This is a genomic window from Acinetobacter sp. UBA6571 (assembly GCF_002434085.1).
Taxonomy (GTDB): Bacteria; Pseudomonadota; Gammaproteobacteria; order Pseudomonadales; family Moraxellaceae; genus Acinetobacter; species Acinetobacter radioresistens.
Genome location: NZ_DJJJ01000055.1, coordinates 1 through 22,845, shown reverse-complemented (window position 1 = coordinate 22,845; position 22,845 = coordinate 1). Strand labels below are relative to the sequence as shown.

The window sequence follows — 22,845 nt, the reverse complement described above, 5'->3', positions numbered from 1 at the left end:
CAGAAATAAGGAAACTGTTATGCAGCAACAAGTGATTATTGTTGGTGGGGGGATGGTCGGCTTAAGTCTTGCTTTAATGTTGGCTAAAGCCAAAATCGGAGTCAAGTTGCTCGAAGCTATTCGCTACCCTGACTACACCGATACAGAAAGTGTTCCCTATCACTCAAGTTTTGATGCACGTAATACGGCACTTTCACGCCGGAGTGTACAGATTTACCAGAAGTTAGGGCTGTGGGAGGCTCTTCAACAGCATGCTACACCTATTCTGGAAGTTCATATTACAGAACAGGGAAGTTTTGGTAAGGCTCGTCTGAAAGCTGAGCAGGAAAATGTTGAGAGCTTTGGACAGGTGATTGAGAATGCCTGGCTTGGACGAGTACTTCTAACTCAAGTGCGCCAGCAACCTTGGATAGAATTAATTGATGGAGTACAGGTTAAGGCATTAACTCAAGATACAGAACAGGTCTACATTGAGGCAGAACGAGAAGGTCAAGAACTGCAACTTACTTCAAAACTGGTGATTGCTGCTGATGGCCGCGATTCTTTTTGCCGACAGGCCTTGGGTGTTGGTGTAGATGTGCATGATTATGACCAGGTGGCAATTGTCACCGCGGTACAGACATCCAAACCGCACCGTCAGGTTGGTTTTGAGCGTTTTAGTCCTTTAGGACCGTTGGCGCTCTTGCCACTTCCGGGTGAGTATCGACGTTCTGTGGTCTGGCCAGTCAAAAAGGGGACTGAACATGAGTGGCTGGGTGAAGAAAATGATCAGCATTTTTTAAATGCCTTACAACAGACTTATGGTGACCGGGCAGGGAAATTTGAAAAGACCGGAAAACGCTTCAGTTATCCATTGTCACAGGTTCTGGCCCATAAACAGGCAGTTGGCCGGGTAGTTTTGATGGGCAATGCTGCACATACACTCCATCCTGTGGCCGGTCAAGGCTTTAATCTGTGCCTGCGTGATGCGGATGTCTTGTTGCGTTTTCTCGGCAGTCATCTGACAGTATCTGATGATCTGGGTGAGCCAGAAGTTCTAAAAGCTTATGAACAGGCCCGCCTGACCGACCAGCAACGGGTCATCAAGTTTTGTGATTCGGTAGTACGAGGTTTTAGTAATCAGAATCCGGTTCTGAAACTGCTACGCAATACCGGTCTGATTGCTTTTGATATAGTCCCGGGAATAAAACCTCTAGTAGCCAATTATGCAATGGGGCTAAAAGCATGAGTGAAATTCTAGATGTGGTTATTGTCGGTGGTGGTCTGGTTGGTGGTCTAACAGCATTATTATTGGCGCAAGGTGGAGTTCAGCCTACTGTACTGGATGCGGCACCGGTCTTGGCAGAAGCGCAGATATTGCCTGTAGTAAATCCCAGGGTATTGGCACTGAGCCAAGCGACCGTTCATCTTTTAAAAACAGTAGGCGTGTGGAAAGAAATCGCCAGACATATGCCCTATACCGGTATGCAGGTCTGGAATAAAAATGGCTATGGCGAAATAGCTTTTGGTCATGAATCACAGTCCTTTCCGCCAGAAGATCAGTGGCTTGGCTCAATGGTCGAGCCAAGTATACTCAATCTTGCGATTCAGAAAAAATTGCTGGAAAATGTACAGGATTATCGTACCCAAATTAAAGTCACTCACATTGAACAGGGTATAAATTGCTGGCATCTACAGCTTGCTGATGGTTCAGCAATATATACCCGGTTACTGATCGGGGCAGACGGTGCCCAGTCATTTGTACGTGAACAGGCTATGATCGATCTGGACGTGCTGGACTACAAACAATCAGCGGTTAGCTGTGCCATTAAAACCGCCCAGCCACATCAGCACGTAGCACGCCAGATCTTTTTGCCCACTGGCCCGCTGGCTTATCTGCCTATGGCCAGTATACAGCCCGAAGAATATGGCTACTGGCAATCAATTGTATGGACTTTGCCAGAAGATTATGCCGATGAATATTCGGCTCTAAGTGATGAAGAATTTGCCCGGCTTTTAACTAAAGAAAGTCAGCATATGCTGGGAGAAGTTCAAGTAGTGCGTTCAAGGGCCAGCTTTCCTTTAAAAGCGCGCTCCGCTCAGCGCTATGTAAAAAAAGGACTGGCATTGATAGGAGATGCTGCTCACGTAATCCATCCGTTGGCCGGTCAGGGAGTAAATATTGGTTGTCTGGATGCTGCCATACTTTGTGATGCATTATTACATGATGCTAAACGGGGAGTATGGGCACATGAGCAGACATTGCTACGTTATGAGCATCGCCGTAAAGGACAGAATGCAGCTATGATGCATGGTATGTCAGTATTGGGCTGGCTTGAAACCCGAGAGCTGTTTCCAGTGATCTGGGCACGAAATCTGGGGAAAAAGCAGGTTAATCAGCAGCCATTACTTAAAGATCTTTTTATGTCGCAAGCCAGTGGCCTGATTCACTTAAAAGATACACGTTATTGTAAAACTGGCGAATAAAAACACTTTCGTGCATTTCTTTTATAATTGATTACGAATTTGATTAAAAAAGATACGTTTTTTCTGCTTTTAGCTCTTTGCGAATTCGTTAGAGATTGCTAAATTCCAATCTAAATTACCACGGTTCACCATGGAATATAGGCATTTATGGGGAGTGAGAAAACAGATATGAATGATTATGATGATGTAGAAGATGTAGCAGTCGATGAAGATGAAGCAAAAGCAGCTGAGAAAGGTGCAGTTGACGAAGAAGCGGTTCTTAACGACACAGATCTGGCGGAAGCTGAAACTCTGACCGTCACTGCAAAGCAGAAGAAACGTCAAGCTTTGGAAGATGAAATAGCACGCTTTTTGGCAAGTGGTGGGAAAATTATTGAAGTCCCGCCTGATGAAGGTGTACGCAGCTAATCGCATTGAACAGAGTTAATCTAAAAAAGCATCATTCGTGATGCTTTTTTAGTTAGGACATTAATTTCAATAACCTATCCGGTTTGAGACTGCAATTCCAAGGCGCGCTGGTAAGCCACTTTCTTTTTAATACCAGTCAAGTCCGCAGCAAGTTGAGAAGCAGCTTTAACTGATAAATCCTGAAGCAGGCGGCTCAGAAGCTGGTCGAGTTTCTCTTGATCAATATCTTTTTGCTGGATAGAGCCTCCTATCACAACGACAATTTCACCCTTTTGCTGATGATGGTCTGCTTCAATAAAAGTGACCAGTTCACCTAGGGTCATTTTTTTGATGGTTTCAAAAGTTTTGGTAATTTCCCGTGCAAAACCGACCGGACGCTCTGATCCAAATACCTTTGCCATATCCTGGATGCTGTCCAAAATACGGTGAGGTGCTTCATAAAAAATTAAAGTTTGCGTTTCATCTTTCAGTTTTTCCAGCTGCACCAGACGCTGTGAAGACTTGGAGGGCAAGAAACCTTCAAAACTGAAACGGTCACTAGGCAGGCCAACTGCACTTAAGGCTGCAATTGCAGCACAGGCGCCAGGCACCGGTATTACTCGAATACCTTTTTCTTGAGCAGCACGTACCAGTTTAAAGCCAGGGTCACTGATCAGGGGAGTACCTGCATCACTGATCAGCGCCATATTTTCACCTGATTGTAATTTTTCAATTAAATAATCAATTTTATTATTTTCATTATGATCATGACATGCAGTAAGGGGCGTGGTTATATTATAATGTTTTAATAATTGGGCAGACTGTCGTGTATCTTCTGCTGCGATCAGAGCTACGGATTTAAGAACATCAATTGCTCGATAGGTCATATCATCCAGGTGCCCAATCGGCGTTGCCACTACAAATAATTGAGCACTCATAAGGGTGGTTCCATGATTAATAATAAAAAAGTTTTGCTGTTGATCAGTTTGTTCAGCTTCATGCAGACAGTGCAGGCAGAAGTTCTGGTTATTCTACCTGAAACCGGCCCGCTCGCGCGAGCTGCCTCTAGTGTAAAGCAGGGGTTTATGAGTGCTTATGAAGCATCTGGCAGTCAAGAACAGCTTAAATTCGTAAACTCATACGGACAAAACATGAAAAGCCTGTTCGCCAAACATATAAAACCCAAGACTCGGCTAGTTGTAGGGCCATTGAGCCGTGAAAAAGTAGAAGAGGCCGTCAGGCTTAATCCAAAAGTACAGGTACTGGCTTTAAATGAAATTGGGCAGCATCACAATAAGGTATTACAGTTTAGCCTGTCGAAAAATGCAGATGCAGCTACTATGGGCGCGCTTATGCTTCATGACAATATCCGTCAGGTGTCAGTTTTAAGAGAACCGGGCATAGAAGCAGATAGTGAAATTTTTTTAATTGCACTGATGTCACAACTGGATTATCCGGTTCAGATCATTGAAGTTTTGCCTAAAAAACTGCCGAAACAGCAGGCACTTTTACTGCTGGGTAAGACTGACTGGCTCAATAGCATAGTTAAATTACCAAAAACAGGTATTTATGCTCATGCGATCGCGATTGAAGAGGGAGCAAAAATTCCGGAGGGCTTGAAATTCTGTGATGCTCCGGCACTTTATGAAGCAAAATGGCCAGAAATGATCATAGCTTATCAGCAGCAGCCGGTTAACATGGCTTATCAGCGTCTACTGGCTTTTGGTGGAGATGCATGGACTTTGGCAGAGCATTACTTACAGCAGCCCAAAAATATTCCCATAGGTGACTTCAGTTTTGAAGGACGAACAGGACAGATCCGTGTAGAGACCCGGCAGATAAAGCGCACTCCACAATGTTATCAGCAGGTGCAGGGTAAGTTGCAGCGAATAATATTATAAAACCTTTGATTATTATAAAAATGGTTACTTTTACTAAACAGTTAGGGCAGTGGGCTGAGCAGCAGGCCAAGATATTTCTAGAGCAGCAGGGCTTTGTATTTTTGAATCAGAATTATCATTCCCGGTACGGAGAAATAGATCTGATTGTATGCCGGAACCAGGAACTAATATTTGTTGAAGTCAAAGCCCGTAGTATGACAGGTTATGGACGTGCCCAAGAAGTCATTTCCAGAAGTAAACAAAAAAAGATTATTCAGACGGCAATGTCTTTTATAAGCCAACATCCTGTTTATGAAAATTATTACTGCCGTTTTGACGTGATTTGCTTTAACTTCTCTACACAAATTGCAAAAAAGGTACAGCAAGACTTTTATAAGCTACCGTATGATCTTGAGTGGATTGAAAATGCATTTACTTTAGATTGAGAGTTCTTTACTCTGTCATACAGTCTGGGAAAATGAACCTGTCAATAAAGATCAGATCTAAAAATTAGGGAGTCTTGCTGAGTGTTTAATCGTTTCACTTTGGCTTTGCTATGTGTGGCAAGCTTATCTGGATGCGCAAGCTTTATTTCAAATGGTACTGGTGCTACTCCTGTTGGTACTGATAGTGGTGTGCGTTCATTAGGACAAGTTTTTATTGATTCTTCAATTGAACGTACTGCCAATATTAATCTTTATAAACTTGATCCCCGCTTTAAACAGTCACGTATTAATGTCGAAAGCTTTCATGGCAATGTCCTGCTTACAGGGCAAGTACCTGATGTTTATCTGAAACAGCTTGCAGAAGACAATGTACGGGCCATGTCTGATGTCAAAACCGTGCATAATTATATTACAGTGGGTGATAAAGTCGGTTATAACACTATCATGCAGGACGCAGCCGTTACCGCAAATACGCGCGGACTGATTATGAAGGCCAAAATGGTCTCTGACAGCAAAGTACTGGTGCATACAGAAGATGGCGTACTTTATGTAATGGGTCGTCTGAATAATGCTGAAATAAATGATCTTAATCAGGTTTTACAGCAGGTAGGCAATATTACCAAAATCGTTACCCTGATTGATAATGTCGAGCAGGGTTCAGGTCCAGTTGCCAGTTCTTCTCTCGCAAGTCCAGTAGCAAACAATTATGCAGCACCGGAAGTCGAAACTCCTGTTGCTATTGATCCTGATCAGCCTGAACCGGTCTCTATTCAGTAAATCTTATGCAGATTCTTCAAAATTTACAGCGTTTAACTACACAGGCGAAGCTTCGTTATCAGGAGTTTCGCCTGTATGACGCGGCTAGTTATATGCTCAATCATCTGACGCCTAGACAGTCTTTTGAATTGAATCAAGATATAGCATATGGCACAAAAGCTAGACAGCTTCTTGATATTTATCGTACTAAACATCCCCTGCCTCAACGTCCGGTGATTGTCTTTGTACATGGAGGAGCTTGGCAGCATGGAGATAAAAAGGATTATGTGTTTATCGGCGAAGCATTTACACGCGAAGGCTATGATGTAGTAGTTTTAAATTATCATCTGGCCCCCCAGCATATTTTTCCGAGCTATATTGATGATCTGACCCTGGCATTAAATTATCTGGACCAGCATCAGCAGGAATTGCATATTTCAACTGAACAGCTGATTCTGATGGGACACTCTGCAGGCGCATTTAATGTAATGTCGGCAATCTATCATCCTACACCCTATACCTTGGAATGCCGTTCAAAAATCAAGGTAGTAATTGGAATCGCCGGCCCTTATCATTTTGATTATAAGGGTGATCCAATTGCTCAGGATGCGTTTGACCAAAACATTCCTTATCATGAGGTCATGCCTTATTACTTTGTTGACCATAACCCGATCCGGCACTGTCTGGTTGTAGCTGAAAATGATCAAGTTGTTAAAAAAAGTAATAGTGATGACTTGGACCAGCAATTACGACAGTGTGGCAATTATAGCCAGATCGTGATGATCCCTAAAACTGGACATATTACAGTTTTAGGGAGCTTATCGAGTCTGTTCAGTTGGCACTTTCAAACCAAGCAAAGCATACTTAAATTTCTTGATGAAGCACTCAAGGCCAGTTAACTGGCCTTTCTTAATATTCAATAATTGGCGTTCCATGAAGTACGTGCATAATCATGGAATGGGCAATACTGCCTTTGAACGGAATTTCTGGTAACTTATCAAATCTGAAAAAACGGGCATCACTGATTTCTTCTTCCTGAAGCTTGATGTCACCCGACTCATATTCAGCATGAAAAGCCAGCATCAGATTGCTGGGAAATGGCCAAGGCTGGCTGGCTAGATACCGGATGTTTTTCAGGTGCAGTCCTACCTCTTCTAATGTTTCACGACGTACTGCATCTTCTAACGTTTCACCCACCTCGACAAAACCAGCAATCAATCCGTACATTTTGCCTTTATTGCGTACAGACTGCGCCAGCAGAATTTCATCTTCGCCGCGAGTAATAATTGTAATCACGCAAGGTTGTACACGTGGATATTGCCGATAACGGCAAGTAGAGCAGATCATGGCGTATTCGAGAGGATGGACCTCTGTTTCATGTCCACAGTGGCTACAAAATTTATGATTACGACGCCATTCTAATAGCTGCACAGCACGGCTAGCCTGTTCAAACTGGCTACGGCTCCACAAACTGATCAATTGTCGGATCGGAACCAGATGCAGGCCTTCAGGGATAGCATCTATATCAAGAAGATCACGGGCAATGATCTGATCGCCCGGAATAAAATCAAGATCATCTTCCAGCTTCTCGACCTCAGGAAGCTGGAAGTTTTCATCAACTAACAACTGTTGTTCATGAAAGATGTAAGCAAGTGATAGTTCAGACATTTAGGCAGCGGCAACAAGTTTTTGACTACTTGCTAATGCTACATTAAACATCGAGCCTAAAACAGGCTGTTTGTTTTTTAAATTTTCAATCAGCATATCGGCGCTCGCCAGAATATTGAGCAGATCTTCAATATGCTGGGCTTCAATAACCAGCGCATGTTTGTTTGAATGTTCCAGAAACCGCGCCCCTTCAAGTAAAGCCTGTTGACATTTTTCCATTCCCAAGAATAAAACGGCACCAGAAATTTCCTTAAACTGGTTACATACCCCTTCAATGTTTAAGGTGTTCGGGTCTTGCAGATAAAGGGTAAGGCTCTGGCTGGCCAAATCGATGAGTGATTTGGTCTCGGTTAAAAGCATTTCATGAGCTTCATCAAGCCTGTCCAGAGAGATACTCATGTTATTTACACGAATTTGCAGGCGGCTGGAGGTGTGGTGGCGTTCCAGTATTCCAATAGAGTTCATTGCCGATAAAATACTGTTCATGAGCTGTTGGGCATAGTTTTCATCTGTCAGAACGTTCGGCTGACTTAAAGCCCGAGCCTGCTGCGTTAACTCTATATAAGCTTCATTCAGGTTCAGCAGTTTGAAAATATTGGCCAGCATCAGCAGGTTCTGCTGAATATCCTGACTTTTTTCTGGCGACATATTCTGATAATTGTATTCAATATCATGACGAATCTGGGCCATCTGGGTGGTGATCAGATCAGTAATTGCATGAATGGTTTCATAGTCCGGTCCGAACAGATGACGGCTCAGTACCTGAAGCTGAGTATCAGTCAAGATTTCATCACCAATATTGAGCTGTTCACGGACATGTTGCGACAGTGTATCTTCTTGACTAATACACAGTACCACTATGTCAGCCAGATCTTCAATTGATGGGCTAAAGCTGTCTGGTTGTGTTAAAAACTTATCAATACTGGTTTCAATACGGATTAAGGTGCGCAGGCGCGGTTCATTTAAAATCAGTTTTTCTATCTGGTTAAAGGCCATATACACCAGATTCCAGTACTGTTGACTAGGCTGGTTATTGGCTAGAAATGCCAGATATGCTCCTACCAGTTTAATGCCTTGTAAATCGAGCTCGGTTTCCTGCTGTTTTAATATTCTGTTCAAACACATTTTATAAAGCTGGTGTACATAGCTGGATTGTTCCAGATGTGGCGCAGCAGGCAGTTTAAACTCAGGTGACATAAAGTCGAGCAGTGGAACCAGTGGCTGACCTTCACGGGTTAGAGGCTTATCCAGTGCTTTTTCAAGTTGATTCAATGTATCCAGTAGAAATTGGGGAACTTTGACTTCACGCAGGCAAATAAACTCAACATAGCGTTTGAGCATGGTTGTACCCTCACTGAGCGCCACCACCTGGTCATGATCAATATGTTGTGGATCGCTCATAATCTTGCGCATCAGTTCTGCAGAGTAAGCTGCAATCTGGGCCAGATGTGGTATATCAATCAGTGCAAGTACATGTGCGCATTGCTGAAACTGCGCTAGGGTATCCTCAATACCAAAAGGTAAACTCTGATCCTCTGCCAAGGTGCTTACAGCGGATTCAACCAGTTTTATAGAGTTGTCGATTTCATTTTTTATTATCAGTAATGCAGTTGGATCAAAATGAATCGAGGTTTGGTAAGACATGTGATCTGCACCTTTCCTAGTGTTATATCTGTTCATGTAAGGACTGGTATAAATAACCGCCTTACTTCTAGAGATTAATATAACTTAACTAGAAAAGGTTTATATACAAAAAATAACACTTTATGTGGTTTTTTTTATCGGGCAAATAAACAGGGTTCGCCATTCTTTTCCTGATAGTGTTGAACCCACTCTTCATGAGCCGCAAGCTCTTCGGGTGAAGGCATAATTACGGGCAAATCAACATTGATTACTTGTCGTGAAGCCTGTGACTGACTTATTTCGCTTTGAGACAGGGCATCCATATCAAAGGATACTTGTCCACCTGTCATGGCCAGATATACATCGGACAAGATCTCGGCATCGAGCAAAGCACCGTGAAAAGTACGGTCTCGTGCTGGAATTTCATAACGGCGAACCAGAGCATCCAGCGAGTTCTTCTGTCCGGGATGCTTGCTTTTAGCTAGTGCCAGGGTATCAGTTACTTCACACACTTCAGATAATGCAGGGAATCCTGCGCGTTTGAACTCCATATCAAGGAAGTTCATATCGAAGCTGGCATTATGGGCAATAATCTCGGCACCTTTTAAATAATTAAAAAGAACCTCTGCAATTTCCGCATAACGTGGCTTATCCTGCAAGAATTCATCAGTAATACCGTGAATGTCTACTGAGTCACCCACCGGTTTTTCCGGATTGATATAAATATGGATTGAGCTGCCGGTAAGTTTACGATTTACCATTTCAATGGCACCGACTTCAATAATCCGGTCTCCATCCTGGAAATAAAAACCAGTAGTCTCCGTATCAAGAATCAGCTGGCGCGGACCATGTAGCTCCAAGGTCGCTTCAGTAGTGACTACATATGGATGGCTTGACTCAGCCGTCTCTATTTCAGTAGCTAATTCATCATCCATTAATTCAACCTGATCTGGCAATAACAGAGTCGACTCTTCTATATGCTCCGGTTCTGATTCAAGTAAATCGAAGCCTAACGGATCATCCAGTAACCAGTCGCTTTCAGACTTTTTTTCTGATGTATGCTCACTATTGAGCTGTGCCTGAACCGGGGTACTGATGCCTTGCATGATTTGATCTGCACCTAAATTTGCCAGCTGGTCTGCCATTTCATTGCCTGCATGGCCAGCATGTCCCTTAATCCAATTCCATTCGATTTCGCGTCCTTGGCAGGTTGCATCCAGTTTTTGCCATAAGTCAGGATTTTTGACGTCTTTCCAGTTTTTCTTTTTCCAGCCTTGAATCCATTCGGTAATACCCTTTTTGACATAGTTAGAGTCTGTCCAAATGACAAGCTTGGCATCTTTTGGGCAGAATGAAATGCCTTCAATTGCAGCAGTCAATTCCATACGGTTATTGGTAGTAAGGGGTTCACCGCCACAGATTTTATGTTCTTCCTGCTCGGTAATGATATATGCACCCCATCCACCTAAGCCGGGATTACCGCGGCAAGCACCATCTACATAGAGTGTGATTGTTTGAGACATAAATCAGAAACCTGTCAAAAAAATACAAGGGGAAAATACATACCTGAGACTTCTATTGTATACACAAAAACTGGAAGACGACCTGCTGTTAAAGGGAAATTTTAATTTCTTGTAACATTTCAGGTGGAATCGCGCTAAATTATTGCCTTGTGTCATTGGCAGTCATCACTACAATGGCTTATTTAAAAAATAAACTTTGTGCGAGTTGTTTGGAATTTTTTATGTATAAACCAACCACAGCAGTGTGGCAGCCTTCTGCGTCAATCTTGTTTAAAATTACTCTACTTGGCTCTGCTATTGCAGCACTCGGGATGACGACAGGCTGTTCATCAACTCCCGCGAATTCAAAAACAATAAAATCAAACCAGGTTGGGTCCGGTCTTTTAGATGCCAGCAGTCTGGATTCACTTGAAGATCTGCTTTCTGCGACTGATATGCGCGCTGTCGAAGGCGATCGTCTGCTGATTCTCAAGCACGGTGATGTGTGGAAGCGGATGACTGTAGGCTTCAAGATGGATTTAAATCACTGGGACTCACGTATTGAGGCACAGCGTAGCTGGTTTATTTCACGTCAGCCTTATCTTGACCGTCTAAGTGCACGTGCCAGCCGCTATTTGTACCATACCGTAAAAGAAGCCGAGCGTCGTGGTCTGCCAACTGAATTGGCCCTATTACCAGTCATTGAAAGCTCCTATGACCCGGCAGCGACCAGTAGTGCAGCAGCAGCAGGTTTATGGCAGTTTATTCCAAGCACCGGTAAAATTTATGGTCTGAAGCAGACTTCACTATATGATGGCCGTCGAGATGTGGTTGAATCGACTCGTGCAGCCTATGAGTTCTTAGGCAGCCTGTATAATCAGTTCGGTTCCTGGGAATTGGCACTGGCTGCCTATAATGCCGGGCCGGGTCGCATCCAGCAGGCCATTAACCGTAACCGTGCTGCAGGCTTACCTACTGATTACTGGTCGCTTAAACTGCCACAGGAAACCATGAATTATGTTCCACGTTTCTTGGCAGTAGCACAGATTATTAAAAACCCGTCAGCATATGGGGTATCTTTACCGCCAATTGCTAACCGTCCACACTTCCGCGAAGTTAATTTAAATGGCGGAGTCGGGTTAAATCAGGTTTCTTCTATTACTGGCCTAAGCCGTGCCGAACTTTATGCCTTGAATCCCGGCCATCGCGGTGAATATGTAGATCCGGCCAGCCCGATGCGTATTCTGATTCCAGCTGATCTTAGTCCGGCAATTGATACAAAGCTGCGCAGCCTGAATTCAGGTTCAGGAGGGCTATGGGCAAGCAACCAGCCGCCAGTAGCTTCTAAGCCCGCATCATCGGTAAGAGTCCAGACCAGGGTAACTCCAGCTGCTTCTGCAACAGTTCCTTCATCTTCATTAAGCTCTGCACCTGTGTTGGCAAGTAATAGCAGTAAAACAACTACAGCTAAAGTCTCAACACCTAAAGGTTCGGATGCTCTGGCTTCATTTGCAGCAAAAGCAGACATACCAAGTGCTCCGCGTATACCTGTTGCAGTGACACCAGCGGCAAATATTACACCGGTACGTGTAGAGCCACCAATTTCACAAACTGAACGTGACCAGATTCTGGCTCTGGTTAAGGCTGAAGGTGAGAAAAAGTCAGTTGAAGAGGTACTCCAGCCTCAAGCCAGCCAGGCTGAAAAAGATGAAGTAGTTGCTGAGCTAAAAGCCTTGGCTCCGCAAGGTACAGAAATTGTAGATCCATATGATGGCAAGATTAAACTGACAGCTATCCAGACTAGTCTCTCAGTAGCCGAACAGCAGGGTAAAGAGGTTAAGCGTGGATTCTCTTATCCAAAAGCCGTGGCGGAAAATACCCTGGCAAATTCGGAAGAGTTAGAGCGCAACAAGGGCAAAGACTATATTAAGACTGACAGCGAAATTGTAGTTATACCACCAAAGGGCAAGCGCAGTACCTATACGGTTCAGCCAGGTGATACCCTTGCAGTAATTGCCATGAAAAATGGGGTAAGCTGGCGTGATGTGGCGAAATGGAACCAGATTGACCCAAGTGCTACCTTATATGTAGGAACTTCTTTATACCTGTACGATGCCATTCCACAAAAAGTTGAAGAAAAAACTGTAAAAGCCAGCAAACCGGAAACTTACCTGGTCAAAGCCAATGATAGTCTGACCAGCGTTGCTGACCAGTTTGGTCTCTCATTGAAACAACTGGCCGACTGGAATAATCTCTCTGTAACTAGTGGTCTGTTTGTAGGACAGAAACTTCAGTTGAAAGATAATCCGAATGCAGCTGTGGCAAAACCTGTTAAGGTGGCTGACACCAGAGTAACCGCAGAACAGCGGATCAAGACCAAGAGTTACACTGTTAAACGTGGCGAATATCTGAAAATGATTGCTGAACGTTATGCATTATCTAATCAAGAATTGGCAGATTTAACACCTGGCCTGACTTCAACCAGCAGCCTGCTGGTAGGTCAGAGAATCAATGTTCCTGTAGAGGAGACCAGTGTTTCTGCTAAAGTCGAAACTAAAGAAGATAAGAAAACAACTTTGAATGACAATATCAAAGTCAGTACGAATTATAAGACTGAAAGTTATAAGGTACAGCGTGGCGATACTCTCACCAGTATTGCAGCACAATCTAAAGTGTCTGTAAGCGACCTGGCACAGCTTAATAATATCAATACCGGTAGTGGAGTCCGTATTGGCCAGACTTTAAAAGTTCCGGCTGGGGCAAGCATGCCGGATGAATATATTGTTCAGCCGGGCGATACTCTTACATCAGTTGCCGGAAAATATCATTTACAGGTTAATTTTCTGGCAGGCCTAAATGGAATTAACCGTAATTCAGGCTTGCGTGTCGGCCAGAAAATCAAGCTTGATGGAGAACTGCCAGTATCACCTGCACCTGTAGAGAAAGAAACAGTAACTGCAAAGAACAGTAAAAATAATTCTTCTGGCAGTCATCGTGATACTGAGCGTTATACCGTAAAAAATGGAGAGTCTCTGAATACCATTGCCAGCCGTGTCGGTATTTCGGTTAAAGAGCTGGCAGAGTTAAATAATCTGGAGTCACGTGCTGGTCTTTTACGTGGTCAGAACTTGCTGATTCCAAAAACAGTAACTTCATATACGGTAAAACGTGGGGATACATTAATTGGTCTGGCCAACAAATATGGTATGAATACGAGCGAACTGGCAGAAATGAATAATATTCAGCCAAGTACGCAGCTTCGTATCGGTGAAGTGATTAAAGTACCAAATCTATAATAAAAAAACCTGAACAGGATCTGGTATGCACTGGAGTTTTGCAAAAGCTAAGCAGCTGGGGTTTGCGGCTGGATTAAGTGTATGTGCTCAAGGCGGGTTTGCTGCATTGCAAACCACGCCTTATATCGCGCTTCACACCCAGCCCAAGTATAGCGGCCTGAATGCCATGCCATATGCTAATCCGGCAGCTCCTAAAGGTGGATTATTAAGTACAGCCAGTAATGGTACTTTTGATAACTTAAATAGCATGAATGGTAAAGGCAGCTCGGTAGATGGGATTAATTTTCTGTTTGATTCCCTGATGAGCAGTTCTCTGGATGAGCCGGGAGTGCTTTATCCGCTATTGGCAGAAAAAGCCAGCTATGATCCAGAACATACTAAATTTGTTATTTTCTATCTGAATCCTAAAGCACGTTTTAGTAATGGTCTCCCTGTCACAGCTGAAGATGTGAAGTTCAGCTTTGACGCTTATCAGACCAAATCCAATCCGGGGTTGCAGATGTATCTGGCGGATCTGGAAAAAACTGAAGTTCTATCTAGGTATCAGGTCAAATTTACTTTCAGGTCAGATAATAATGCAGAGATGCCACTAATTTTGGGAACATTACCCATCTATTCCAGGCAGGACTGGAAAAACCGGGATTTTACTCGAATTACTATGCAACCTATTGTTGGTTCAGGCCCCTATCTGATTGACCGGATTGATGCAGGGCGTAGCGTTACCTATAAACGAAATCCGCATTACTGGGGGCAGAATTTACCTGTAAATAAGGGACGTTATAATTTTGACCGGTTAAAATATGTTTATTACCGAAATCTGGATATTGCTTTTGAAGGTTTTAAGTCAGGGCAATATACTTTGCATGAAGAGATGACAGCGCGTAAATGGGTGACAGAGTATAATTTTCCGGCAGTAAAAGCTGGGATGGTCAAGACCTATCGCTTTCGGCATCAGAATCCGGTGGCAACCCAGAGTTTTGTGTTTAACACACGTCGTAGCCCCTTTAATGATATTCAGTTCCGCCGCGCTTTAACTTATGCGTATGACTATGAATGGCTGAATAAGGCCCTGTTTTATGGTCAGTATCAGCGGTTGCAAAGTTATTTTGCCAATAGTGAACTTGAAGCAAAAGGACCACCCGGCCCTAAGGAAATGCAGATCCTTCAGCCGCTATTACCCAAATTGCATACTGTAATGCGTCAAGGTGTACTCAAGAACTGGAAGTATCCGGTTTCAGATGCCAGCGGATTTAATCGTAACAATCTGTTGATTGCACGTCAGATTTTAATTAAGGCCGATTATCGAATTCATGATGGCAAACTATATGATTCCAAAGGACAGCCGGTTGAAATCGAATTCCTCATTCATCAGGACGGTTTACAGCGTACCTTAATGCCTTTTGTACGTAATCTGAAAAAACTCGGTATTGTAGTGACGCTACGTCAGGTAGATGTACCTCAGTATCTTGAAAGGATGCGCCGTTATGATTTTGACATGACGACCAGCGTAATGCCGCAGTCACTGACGCCTGGTAATGAACAGGCACAGTTATGGGGAAGTGCTGCAGCTGATCAGGCAGGAAATTATAATTATGCCGGTATCAAGAACCCGGTTATTGATCAAGTAATTAATAGTGTCATCCGGGCACCAGACCGTCAACAGCTGGTTATTCGTACCCGCGTATTAGACCGTCTGCTGCGTGCGGGCTACTATCAGATTCCAACTTATGGCAAGGGGGAAAATTGGTTGGCATACTGGAATATGTATCATCAGCCAAAACAGAAACCAAAACTTTCTGTAGGTTTAGACTACTGGTGGATTGATAGCAAGCAGGCTCAGCAGGTGAGCAGTTATTTGCGCAGGCAATAACCTTATAACAATTGAAGTCACAGGGAATGGCGTCTTTATGGGCACATATATATTAAAAAGACTTCTGTTAATTATTCCAACTCTATTCTTGATTCTGCTGATTAACTTTATGATGATCCAGCTAGCACCAGGAGGGCCGGTAGAGCAGGCTATCCAGCAAGCCCAGAATTTCCAGGGAGTGGGAAACACTAGCCATGCTGAAACAGCTGGCCATTCATCTGAATATCAGGGTGCACGGGGCCTTAGTGATGAAATGGTGGAAAAAATCAAAGCACAATACGGTTTTGACAAATCGGCACCTGAACGTTTCTGGATTATGCTCAAGGGATATCTCACTCTGGACTTCGGCATCAGTTTTTTTAAAGATAAGCCCGTTACCCAGCTGCTCTGGGAGAAAATGCCGGTTACAGTTTCTCTGGGGTTATGGAGTACTTTACTGATTTATCTGGTGTCTATTCCATTGGGGATTAAAAAGGCCAGACAGCACGGCACGCTATTTGATAAGTCTACTTCATTACTTCTGGCGGTTGGTTATGCTGTACCGACCTTTGTATTTGGTGTTTTACTGATTGTATTTTTCGCTGGCGGCAGTTATTTTCAGTGGTTTCCGCTGCAGGGGCTAGTCTCGGAAAATTTTCAGGAGCTCAGCCTGCTTGGAAAAATCAAAGATTATTTCTGGCACATGGCCTTGCCTTTATTCACCATGATTCTGGGCGGGTTTGCTGGACTAACCTACTTGACAAAGTACTCTTTTATGGAAGAGTTGAGCAAGCAGTATGTGTTAGCTGCACGTGCCAAGGGATTAAGTGAAAACCGGGTTCTATACGGCCATGTATTTCGTAATGCAATGCTGATAGTGATTGCCGGTTTACCTGAAGCTCTGATAGGGATTTTCTTTGTAGGCAACCTGTTTATCGAGATAATTTTTAATCTGGATGGACTGGGATTGATGGGTTTTGAAGCCATAGTACAGCGTGATTATCCAGTTATTTTTGGCACATTGTTTTTATTTACCCTGCTGGGTTTGATTTTGCGTCTCATCAGTGATGTGCTATATCAGATTATCGATCCACGCATCAATTTTGATTCACGGGGGGCAAAATAATGTCTCCATTAATGCGGGCACGCCTTCAACGTTTTACCCATAACCGTCTTGGTATGGGCTGCCTGATTATTTTTATTCTGATTTTTATTTGTTCTCTTGCGGCAGAGTTTATCGCCAATGATAAACCGCTACTGGTGAAATATGAAAATTCTTATTATGTGCCTGTACTGAAGGAATATCCGGAAACAGCTTTTGGCGGAGTTTTTGAAACGGAAGCTGACTATAAAGATCCGGTGGTACAGCAGCTTATCAACGCCAAAGGCTGGGCAATCTGGCCCTTAATTGAATTTTCTTATCAGACGCCAAATCTTGAACTGGCTGTTCCTGTGCCATCGCCACCAACAGCACAAAACTGGTTAGGTACTGATGATCAGGGAAGAGATGTACTGGCACGTGTTTTATATGGTTTGCGTATTTCTTTACTGTTCGGCTTTGCCCTGACATTTTTTGCTGCCTTAATTGGTATCGTGATAGGTGCAGTACAAGGCTATTACGGTGGGTGGATTGATCTGCTCGGGCAGCGTGTACTTGAGGTATGGGGTGGCCTGCCCATGCTGTTTATGGTCATGATTCTGGTCAGTATGTTTACTCCAAATGTTTATTGGCTATTTCTGATTATGTTACTGTTTGGCTGGCCAGCCCTGGTTGGTCTGGTTCGGGCAGAGTTTTTGCGTGCAAGAAATTTCGATTATGTGCGCGCTGCACGTGCGCTGGGAGTAAAAGATCATGCCATTATCTTCCGGCATATTCTTCCCAATGCCATGAGTTCCAGTCTGTCCCAGCTCCCTTTTATGCTTACCGCCAATATTACTTCCCTGACTGCACTGGATTTCTTGGGCTATGGTTTACCACCTGATGCTGCATCATTAGGGGAAATTCTGCTGCAAGGGAAAAATAATCTTAATGCGCCCTGGCTGGCTTTATCTGGTTTTTTTAGTCTAGCACTGGTTCTTTCATTATTGATCTATATTGGGGAGGCAACCCGCGATGCATTTGACCCAAGACGCCAGTGACCAGTCAGCTGCGCTAAAGCTACAGGTTGAACAGCTGCATATTCAAAATGAGCAGGGCGAAGTTCTGGTAGAAAATTTAAATTTCCATCTATATGCCGGACAGACCTTAGCTATTGTCGGAGAGAGTGGTTCAGGAAAATCCATCAGCAGCTTGGCTTTGCTTGGACTGTTACCTGCTAATCTTAAAGTTCAGGGGAATGCTATTTTAGATAGTCAGAATCTTTTAAATCTGTCTGAAACAGCAAAACGCCAGATTCGTGGCCATAAAATTGCCATGATTTTTCAAGAACCCATGACTGCACTTAACCCGCTGCATCGGGTAGAAAAAATTATTGGAGAAAGTCTGTATTTACAAGGCTGGTCTAAAGATCAGGTTCGGCAGAGAGTAGTAGAATTACTCCATGATGTCGGAATAACTCATCCGGAAGACAAACTGCGCCGTTATCCACATGAGCTTTCCGGCGGCCAGCGACAACGGGTAATGATTGCGATGGCGTTAGCCTTAGATCCCGATATCCTTATCGCTGATGAACCTACTACCGCTCTGGATGTAACTTTACAGGCGCAAATTCTTAAACTGCTACAGAGCCTGCAACATCGCCGAAATATGGCCATGATTCTAATTAGTCACGATCTTAATATAGTTAAGCGCTGTGCCCAGCAGGTGGTTGTGATGAATCAAGGCAGAGTTGAAGAACAGGGGAGTGCCGAACAAATTTTTAAACAGCCTAAGGCTGAATATACCCGGCATTTATTGGCACATAATTTTGGTCAGGCATTGCCATCCTCCGCAGGCTCCGAACTGTTGAGACTGGAACAGGTCAGTGTATGTTTTCCTATTCGCCAAGGGTTGCTTAACCGTGTAAAAGATTATTTTGTGGCAGTTGAGCCTTTAAATCTGGTCTTAAGACAAGGTGACTCCATTGGAATTGTTGGGGAAAGTGGCTCTGGTAAAACTTCTCTGGCTTTAGCGATTGCCCGGTTGATAGAGAGTAAAGGCCAAATCTTTTTAATGGAGCAGGACCTTAACCTGCTTTCCGAGAAAAAAATAAGGTTATTACGCACTGATTTCCAAATTGTATTTCAGGATCCGTTCAGTAGCCTGAATCCTCGTATGACGGTCGAGCAAATTATTGGTGAAGGGCTGAATTTAAAACATCATATGCCGTTAGCTGTAACTGAGCAGATTGACCAGATTCTACAGACGGTAGAGTTGCCTGTACATTTTAAACAGCGCTATCCACATGAACTTTCTGGCGGACAGCGGCAACGTGTAGCACTGGCACGGGCTTTGATTCTTAAGCCCAAGCTTATTATTTTAGATGAGCCTACTTCTGCATTGGACCGTACCACCCAGCGGGCAATTGTACAGTTATTACGAAATCTGCAACAGGAATATCAGTTAAGCTATCTGTTTATCAGTCATGATTTACAGGTAGTCCGTGCCTTATGTCAGCAGGTGATGGTGCTACGGCATGCGCAACTGGTCGAATTTCAGGATACTGAACAGCTATTTTCAAATCCTCAGTCCGAGTATACCCGGCAATTGATAGCTGCAAGTCAATATTAAAAACCGTCATCAGGAACTTTTTCTGTGACTCCTGCGGCATGCATTGTAATAGAGTAAACCTTGACTAGACAGGCGTTTAAACTAGAGTAAGGACTCTAATTCAGTAAATTGGAAAAAATATCATGAGCTTGATTGCTGAACCGATCACAATTCGTAATACAACCTTTAAAAACAGAATTATTAAGGGCGCAATGAGTGAAGCACTGGCTAACGCAGCAGGGCAACCTAATCATCTGCATTATGGCTTATATGAGGCATGGGCTAAAGGTGGTCTGGGCTGTGCCATTACCGGTAATGTAATGGTTGATATCGGCGCTAAAAATGAGCCAGGTGTAGTAGCAATCGAGACTGAACGTGATCTGGAACAGCTCAAGCACTGGGCAGAAATTGGCAAAGAATATGGTATGGTTCAACTGGTCCAGCTGTCTCATCCGGGACGTCAGTGTCCTAAGGGCCTGAACAAAGAAACAGTTGCACCTTCAGCTGTGCCATTTAGTCCGGTTCTGGCAACTACTTTTGGTACACCGCGTGAACTGCGTGAAGAAGAAATTCTAGATATTATCCAGCGTTTTGCCCATGCTGCCAAAATCTGTGAAAAAGCAGGCTTTGAGGGTATACAGCTACACGGTGCGCATGGTTATCTGATTAGTCAATTCCTGTCGCCACTGACCAACAAACGTCAGGACCAATGGGGCGGTTCAATTGAAAACCGTATGCGTTTCCTGCTGGAAATCTACAAGGCCGTAAGAGCAGGGACTTCAGAGAACTTTATTATTTCTGTAAAACTAAACTCGGCAGACTTTCAGCGTGGTGGTATTACCGAAGAAGATGTTATCTATGTATTCAAAGCAATTGATGCGGCTGGTATTGACCTGATTGAAATTTCAGGAGGAAGTTATGAAGCACCAGCTATGGCTGGTGTCAAGGAAGGTAAACGTAAAGCCAGTACAATTGCTCGTGAAGCCTATTTCCTTGATTTTTCTGAAAAGATCCGTCAGGAAGTCAAATGTCATCTCATGGTAACAGGCGGTTTTAGAACCGTAAAAGGTATGAATGATGCCCTGGAGAGTGGAGCATGTGATTTTATTGGTATTGCACGGCCATTTGCGGTAGAAACTGACTTGTCTAACCATTTGATTGCCGGGAAAGACGTTCGTTATGGTGTAGAGAAAATTAAAACTGGCATTCCGATGATTGATAAAATGGCAATTATGGAAATTATCTGGTATGCGGCACAGTTTAAAGCAATTGCTGAGGGTAAAAAACCTAATCCAAAACTTTCTCCCTTAAAAGTATTTTTTAAATATCTTAAAGGAAATCTGACTGCTGTGGTCAAAGGGCAGATTAATTCCCGTAAATCGGCCTAGTTTGTATATATAGATGAATGTATTGCATCTAGTGGTAAATAGTCCTGTCTTTAGGGTCTTCCAAACCTGAGGGCAGGCCTGTTTTATATTCTCAGTATGTAATGAAATAAACAGGTTGATTGATTCAGTATAGATGCAGGAAATAAGTAAAAATATCGAACTTCTTCTGTCTGTTAAAAACTTGCTCTGATTGCAGCTCTCATCACTGCATCAGAATAAAACAAGATTTAAAAATAAGAATAAAAAAAGCCCAAGTCATAATGCTTGGGCTTTTTTATAAGATGCTGCCATCTTGAATATGGCGTCCCTACGGGGATTCGAACCCCGGTTACCGCCGTGAAAGGGCGATGTCCTAGGCCTCTAGACGATAGGGACTTTAAGTGAGGCATAGTTCTGAAATTGGCGTCCCTACGGGGATTCGAACCCCGGTTACCGCCGTGAAAGGGCGATGTCCTAGGCCTCTAGACGATAGGGACGTTTCAGAGGTGGGCGTATATTAGGGTGAATCCCCGGATGTGTCAAACACTTTTCTGGCATCTTTCCCTTAAAAATATACCGTTCGTATAAAAACAAAGCAAAATGCCATAATTTGTTTGAAATTGCTGCAAGATATTCTGATTCATGCTTTTGTATAAAAAAGAGCGGTATTTGCCGCTCTTTAGTGCTTTAGGTCGGCATCAAGACTTAGGATGGTAAAACACATAATAACTTGTATAGCATGCTGCAATAAACAACAGGCATCCGAAGAAACTGATTCGCATGGATGGATCAAAAACCATACTGATACAGGTAATCAGACAGAAAACAAAACCTAGAATCGGAACAATAGGAAACAGCGGCGCAGCAAACGCAAGATCTTTAGCAGTTTTTCCCTGCTTATACCAGTCTCGGCGGAAGTTAAACATGCTGAGACAGATACTCATCCAGACTACTACCATGGTAAAGGCTGCGATTCCGAGCAGATTAGTAAAAATAGTTTCTGGGGCAAACTGCTCAGACAACAGACCCGGCATACCGCCGATCATAGTAACGATTACTGCAATATAAGGAATGCCGCGTGTATTTACTTTTGAAAATACTGCTGGTAATTGCTTGTTATAAGACAATGACCACATCATACGTGAGGCAGCAAATAAACCGGAGTTGGCCGCTGACAGCAATGCTGTGATAATAACAAAACGGATAATATCTTCAGCATAAGGGATACCAATGTGCTGAAATACCGTAACGAATGGGCTACTGCTTACACCCTCGGCTGCTAAACCTGCTTCCTGATGAGGTAGAAGTGCAGTTACCACCAAGATTGTTCCTACAAAGAAAATCAATAAACGGAAAATCGCTGCATTGATGGCTTTGGGTACATTTTTGGCGGGGTCTTGGGTTTCACCTGCTGCTACCCCAATCAATTCGGTCCCAGAAAAAGCGAAGTTCACAATCAACATGGTAGTGAAAATAGGAAACAGGCCTTCAGGGAACCAGCCTTGCGCGGTCAGATTACTAAAGAGTGGTGCAGACTCATAACCTTGGTAGCCAATTACACCGAAAATTGCCAGTAAACCAAACAGAATAAACGCGACAACAGTGATTACTTTCACCAGTGCAAGCCAAAATTCAGATTCGGCAAACCAGCGTGTGGAAATCATATTTAAGGTAAATACGAAGGAACCAAAAACCAGTGTCCACATCCACATGGAGCTATCTGGAAACCATTCCTGCATAAGAAGTGCAGCAGCAGTAAATTCGGTACCAAGGGTTACTGACCAGGTTAGCCAATATAACCAGGTAATGGTATATCCTGTTCCCGGACCAATAAACTTATTGGCATAGGCACCAAAAGAGCCTGAAACAGGCATATGTACAGCGAGTTCGCCAAGGCAAAGCATCACCATATAGGCA

The 22,845-nt window shown here is 43.5% G+C and carries 18 protein-coding genes and 2 tRNA genes; 13 read left to right on the top strand and 7 right to left on the bottom strand.

What is annotated here, in order from left to right; all coding sequences use genetic code 11:
• Positions 1 to 19: 19 nt before the first annotated feature.
• The 3 genes from ubiH to B3X18_RS10190 all read left to right on the top strand — a co-directional run bounded on the left by ubiH (position 20) and on the right by B3X18_RS10190 (position 2,874).
• Positions 20 to 1,228 carry a 2-octaprenyl-6-methoxyphenyl hydroxylase gene (gene ubiH / locus B3X18_RS10200; protein ID WP_005027217.1) on the top strand — a complete coding sequence of 403 codons (1,209 nt, stop codon included), beginning with the start codon at positions 20 to 22 and terminating at the stop codon, positions 1,226 to 1,228.
• On the top strand, positions 1,225 to 2,466 hold the full coding sequence (locus tag B3X18_RS10195) for an FAD-dependent monooxygenase (protein ID WP_034675843.1): 1,242 nt from the start codon (positions 1,225 to 1,227) through the stop codon (positions 2,464 to 2,466). Before ubiH ends, B3X18_RS10195 begins: the two co-directional genes overlap by 4 nt.
• Positions 2,467 to 2,613: 147 nt before the next feature.
• Positions 2,614 to 2,874: a hypothetical protein gene (locus tag B3X18_RS10190; protein ID WP_005027214.1), complete on the top strand. Its 261-nt coding sequence runs from the start codon at positions 2,614 to 2,616 to the stop codon at positions 2,872 to 2,874.
• Positions 2,875 to 2,948: 74 nt separating this feature from the next.
• On the opposite strand, the gene rsmI is transcribed toward B3X18_RS10190, so the two are convergent.
• Positions 2,949 to 3,791: a 16S rRNA (cytidine(1402)-2'-O)-methyltransferase gene (gene rsmI / locus B3X18_RS10185; RefSeq protein ID WP_005027211.1), complete on the bottom strand. Its 843-nt coding sequence runs from the start codon at positions 3,789 to 3,791 to the stop codon at positions 2,949 to 2,951.
• A gap of 12 nt (positions 3,792 to 3,803) precedes the next feature.
• Here rsmI and B3X18_RS10180 point away from each other — a divergent pair, with 12 nt between their 5' ends.
• The 4 genes from B3X18_RS10180 to B3X18_RS10165 all read left to right on the top strand — a co-directional run bounded on the left by B3X18_RS10180 (position 3,804) and on the right by B3X18_RS10165 (position 6,834).
• Positions 3,804 to 4,754, top strand: a complete 951-nt coding sequence (locus B3X18_RS10180; RefSeq protein ID WP_005406558.1) for a penicillin-binding protein activator — start codon at positions 3,804 to 3,806, stop codon at positions 4,752 to 4,754.
• Positions 4,755 to 4,774: 20 nt separating this feature from the next.
• The gene (locus B3X18_RS10175) at positions 4,775 to 5,179 is read left to right on the top strand and encodes a YraN family protein (protein WP_005027205.1); all 405 of its coding nucleotides are present in this window, start codon (positions 4,775 to 4,777) and stop codon (positions 5,177 to 5,179) included.
• Between the two features lie 81 nt (positions 5,180 to 5,260).
• On the top strand, positions 5,261 to 5,956 hold the full coding sequence (locus B3X18_RS10170) for a BON domain-containing protein (protein ID WP_005027202.1): 696 nt from the start codon (positions 5,261 to 5,263) through the stop codon (positions 5,954 to 5,956).
• Between the two features lie 5 nt (positions 5,957 to 5,961).
• Positions 5,962 to 6,834 carry an alpha/beta hydrolase gene (locus tag B3X18_RS10165; protein WP_005405296.1) on the top strand — a complete coding sequence of 291 codons (873 nt, stop codon included), beginning with the start codon at positions 5,962 to 5,964 and terminating at the stop codon, positions 6,832 to 6,834.
• A gap of 10 nt (positions 6,835 to 6,844) precedes the next feature.
• Here the strand turns inward: B3X18_RS10165 and nudC are convergent, their stop codons facing one another.
• From nudC to dnaQ, 3 genes are all read right to left on the bottom strand, one after another.
• Positions 6,845 to 7,603 carry an NAD(+) diphosphatase gene (gene nudC / locus B3X18_RS10160; RefSeq protein ID WP_034670539.1) on the bottom strand — a complete coding sequence of 253 codons (759 nt, stop codon included), beginning with the start codon at positions 7,601 to 7,603 and terminating at the stop codon, positions 6,845 to 6,847.
• Positions 7,604 to 9,247 carry a hypothetical protein gene (locus B3X18_RS10155; RefSeq protein ID WP_034670534.1) on the bottom strand — a complete coding sequence of 548 codons (1,644 nt, stop codon included), beginning with the start codon at positions 9,245 to 9,247 and terminating at the stop codon, positions 7,604 to 7,606.
• A 134-nt stretch (positions 9,248 to 9,381) separates the two neighbouring features.
• Complete coding sequence (gene dnaQ, locus B3X18_RS10150) at positions 9,382 to 10,749, bottom strand: DNA polymerase III subunit epsilon (RefSeq protein ID WP_005027195.1); 1,368 nt, start codon at positions 10,747 to 10,749, stop codon at positions 9,382 to 9,384.
• Positions 10,750 to 10,970: 221 nt separating this feature from the next.
• Here dnaQ and B3X18_RS10145 point away from each other — a divergent pair, with 221 nt between their 5' ends.
• The 6 genes from B3X18_RS10145 to B3X18_RS10120 all read left to right on the top strand — a co-directional run bounded on the left by B3X18_RS10145 (position 10,971) and on the right by B3X18_RS10120 (position 20,949).
• The gene (locus B3X18_RS10145) at positions 10,971 to 14,024 is read left to right on the top strand and encodes a lytic transglycosylase (protein WP_005027193.1); all 3,054 of its coding nucleotides are present in this window, start codon (positions 10,971 to 10,973) and stop codon (positions 14,022 to 14,024) included.
• Positions 14,025 to 14,049: 25 nt separating this feature from the next.
• Positions 14,050 to 15,894 carry an extracellular solute-binding protein gene (locus B3X18_RS10140; RefSeq protein ID WP_005027192.1) on the top strand — a complete coding sequence of 615 codons (1,845 nt, stop codon included), beginning with the start codon at positions 14,050 to 14,052 and terminating at the stop codon, positions 15,892 to 15,894.
• A gap of 37 nt (positions 15,895 to 15,931) precedes the next feature.
• Complete coding sequence (locus tag B3X18_RS10135; protein ID WP_005027190.1) at positions 15,932 to 16,999, top strand: microcin C ABC transporter permease YejB; 1,068 nt, start codon at positions 15,932 to 15,934, stop codon at positions 16,997 to 16,999.
• Positions 16,999 to 18,012: an ABC transporter permease gene (locus tag B3X18_RS10130; protein WP_005027188.1), complete on the top strand. Its 1,014-nt coding sequence runs from the start codon at positions 16,999 to 17,001 to the stop codon at positions 18,010 to 18,012. Before B3X18_RS10135 ends, B3X18_RS10130 begins: the two co-directional genes overlap by 1 nt.
• Positions 17,987 to 19,582, top strand: a complete 1,596-nt coding sequence (locus B3X18_RS10125; protein WP_005027186.1) for an ABC transporter ATP-binding protein — start codon at positions 17,987 to 17,989, stop codon at positions 19,580 to 19,582. Before B3X18_RS10130 ends, B3X18_RS10125 begins: the two co-directional genes overlap by 26 nt.
• A gap of 122 nt (positions 19,583 to 19,704) precedes the next feature.
• Complete coding sequence (locus tag B3X18_RS10120; RefSeq protein WP_034686180.1) at positions 19,705 to 20,949, top strand: NADH:flavin oxidoreductase/NADH oxidase family protein; 1,245 nt, start codon at positions 19,705 to 19,707, stop codon at positions 20,947 to 20,949.
• Between the two features lie 299 nt (positions 20,950 to 21,248).
• On the opposite strand, the gene B3X18_RS10115 is transcribed toward B3X18_RS10120, so the two are convergent.
• The 3 genes from B3X18_RS10115 to B3X18_RS10105 form a co-directional block, all read right to left on the bottom strand.
• Positions 21,249 to 21,324, bottom strand: a tRNA-Glu gene (locus B3X18_RS10115).
• Between the two features lie 25 nt (positions 21,325 to 21,349).
• A tRNA-Glu gene (locus B3X18_RS10110) sits at positions 21,350 to 21,425 on the bottom strand.
• A gap of 201 nt (positions 21,426 to 21,626) precedes the next feature.
• Positions 21,627 to 22,845 (bottom strand): amino acid permease (locus B3X18_RS10105; RefSeq protein ID WP_286935518.1); only part of this gene is annotated, 1,219 nt, incomplete at its 5' end.

Bases quoted from the DNA above. Each gene is read 5' to 3' on its own strand.
- ubiH (WP_005027217.1), top strand. From the start codon at position 20: ATGCAGCAACAAGTGATTATTGTTGGTGGGGGGATGGTCGGCTTAAGT.
- B3X18_RS10195 (WP_034675843.1), top strand. From the start codon at position 1,225: ATGAGTGAAATTCTAGATGTGGTTATTGTCGGTGGTGGTCTGGTTGGT.
- B3X18_RS10190 (WP_005027214.1), top strand. From the start codon at position 2,614: ATGGGGAGTGAGAAAACAGATATGAATGATTATGATGATGTAGAAGAT.
- rsmI (WP_005027211.1), bottom strand. From the start codon at position 3,791: ATGAGTGCTCAATTATTTGTAGTGGCAACGCCGATTGGGCACCTGGAT.
- B3X18_RS10180 (WP_005406558.1), top strand. From the start codon at position 3,804: ATGATTAATAATAAAAAAGTTTTGCTGTTGATCAGTTTGTTCAGCTTC.
- B3X18_RS10175 (WP_005027205.1), top strand. From the start codon at position 4,775: ATGGTTACTTTTACTAAACAGTTAGGGCAGTGGGCTGAGCAGCAGGCC.
- B3X18_RS10165 (WP_005405296.1), top strand. From the start codon at position 5,962: ATGCAGATTCTTCAAAATTTACAGCGTTTAACTACACAGGCGAAGCTT.
- nudC (WP_034670539.1), bottom strand. From the start codon at position 7,603: ATGTCTGAACTATCACTTGCTTACATCTTTCATGAACAACAGTTGTTA.
- B3X18_RS10155 (WP_034670534.1), bottom strand. From the start codon at position 9,247: ATGTCTTACCAAACCTCGATTCATTTTGATCCAACTGCATTACTGATA.
- dnaQ (WP_005027195.1), bottom strand. From the start codon at position 10,749: ATGTCTCAAACAATCACACTCTATGTAGATGGTGCTTGCCGCGGTAAT.
- B3X18_RS10145 (WP_005027193.1), top strand. From the start codon at position 10,971: ATGTATAAACCAACCACAGCAGTGTGGCAGCCTTCTGCGTCAATCTTG.
- B3X18_RS10140 (WP_005027192.1), top strand. From the start codon at position 14,050: ATGCACTGGAGTTTTGCAAAAGCTAAGCAGCTGGGGTTTGCGGCTGGA.
- B3X18_RS10135 (WP_005027190.1), top strand. From the start codon at position 15,932: ATGGGCACATATATATTAAAAAGACTTCTGTTAATTATTCCAACTCTA.
- B3X18_RS10130 (WP_005027188.1), top strand. From the start codon at position 16,999: ATGTCTCCATTAATGCGGGCACGCCTTCAACGTTTTACCCATAACCGT.
- B3X18_RS10125 (WP_005027186.1), top strand. From the start codon at position 17,987: ATGCATTTGACCCAAGACGCCAGTGACCAGTCAGCTGCGCTAAAGCTA.
- B3X18_RS10120 (WP_034686180.1), top strand. From the start codon at position 19,705: ATGAGCTTGATTGCTGAACCGATCACAATTCGTAATACAACCTTTAAA.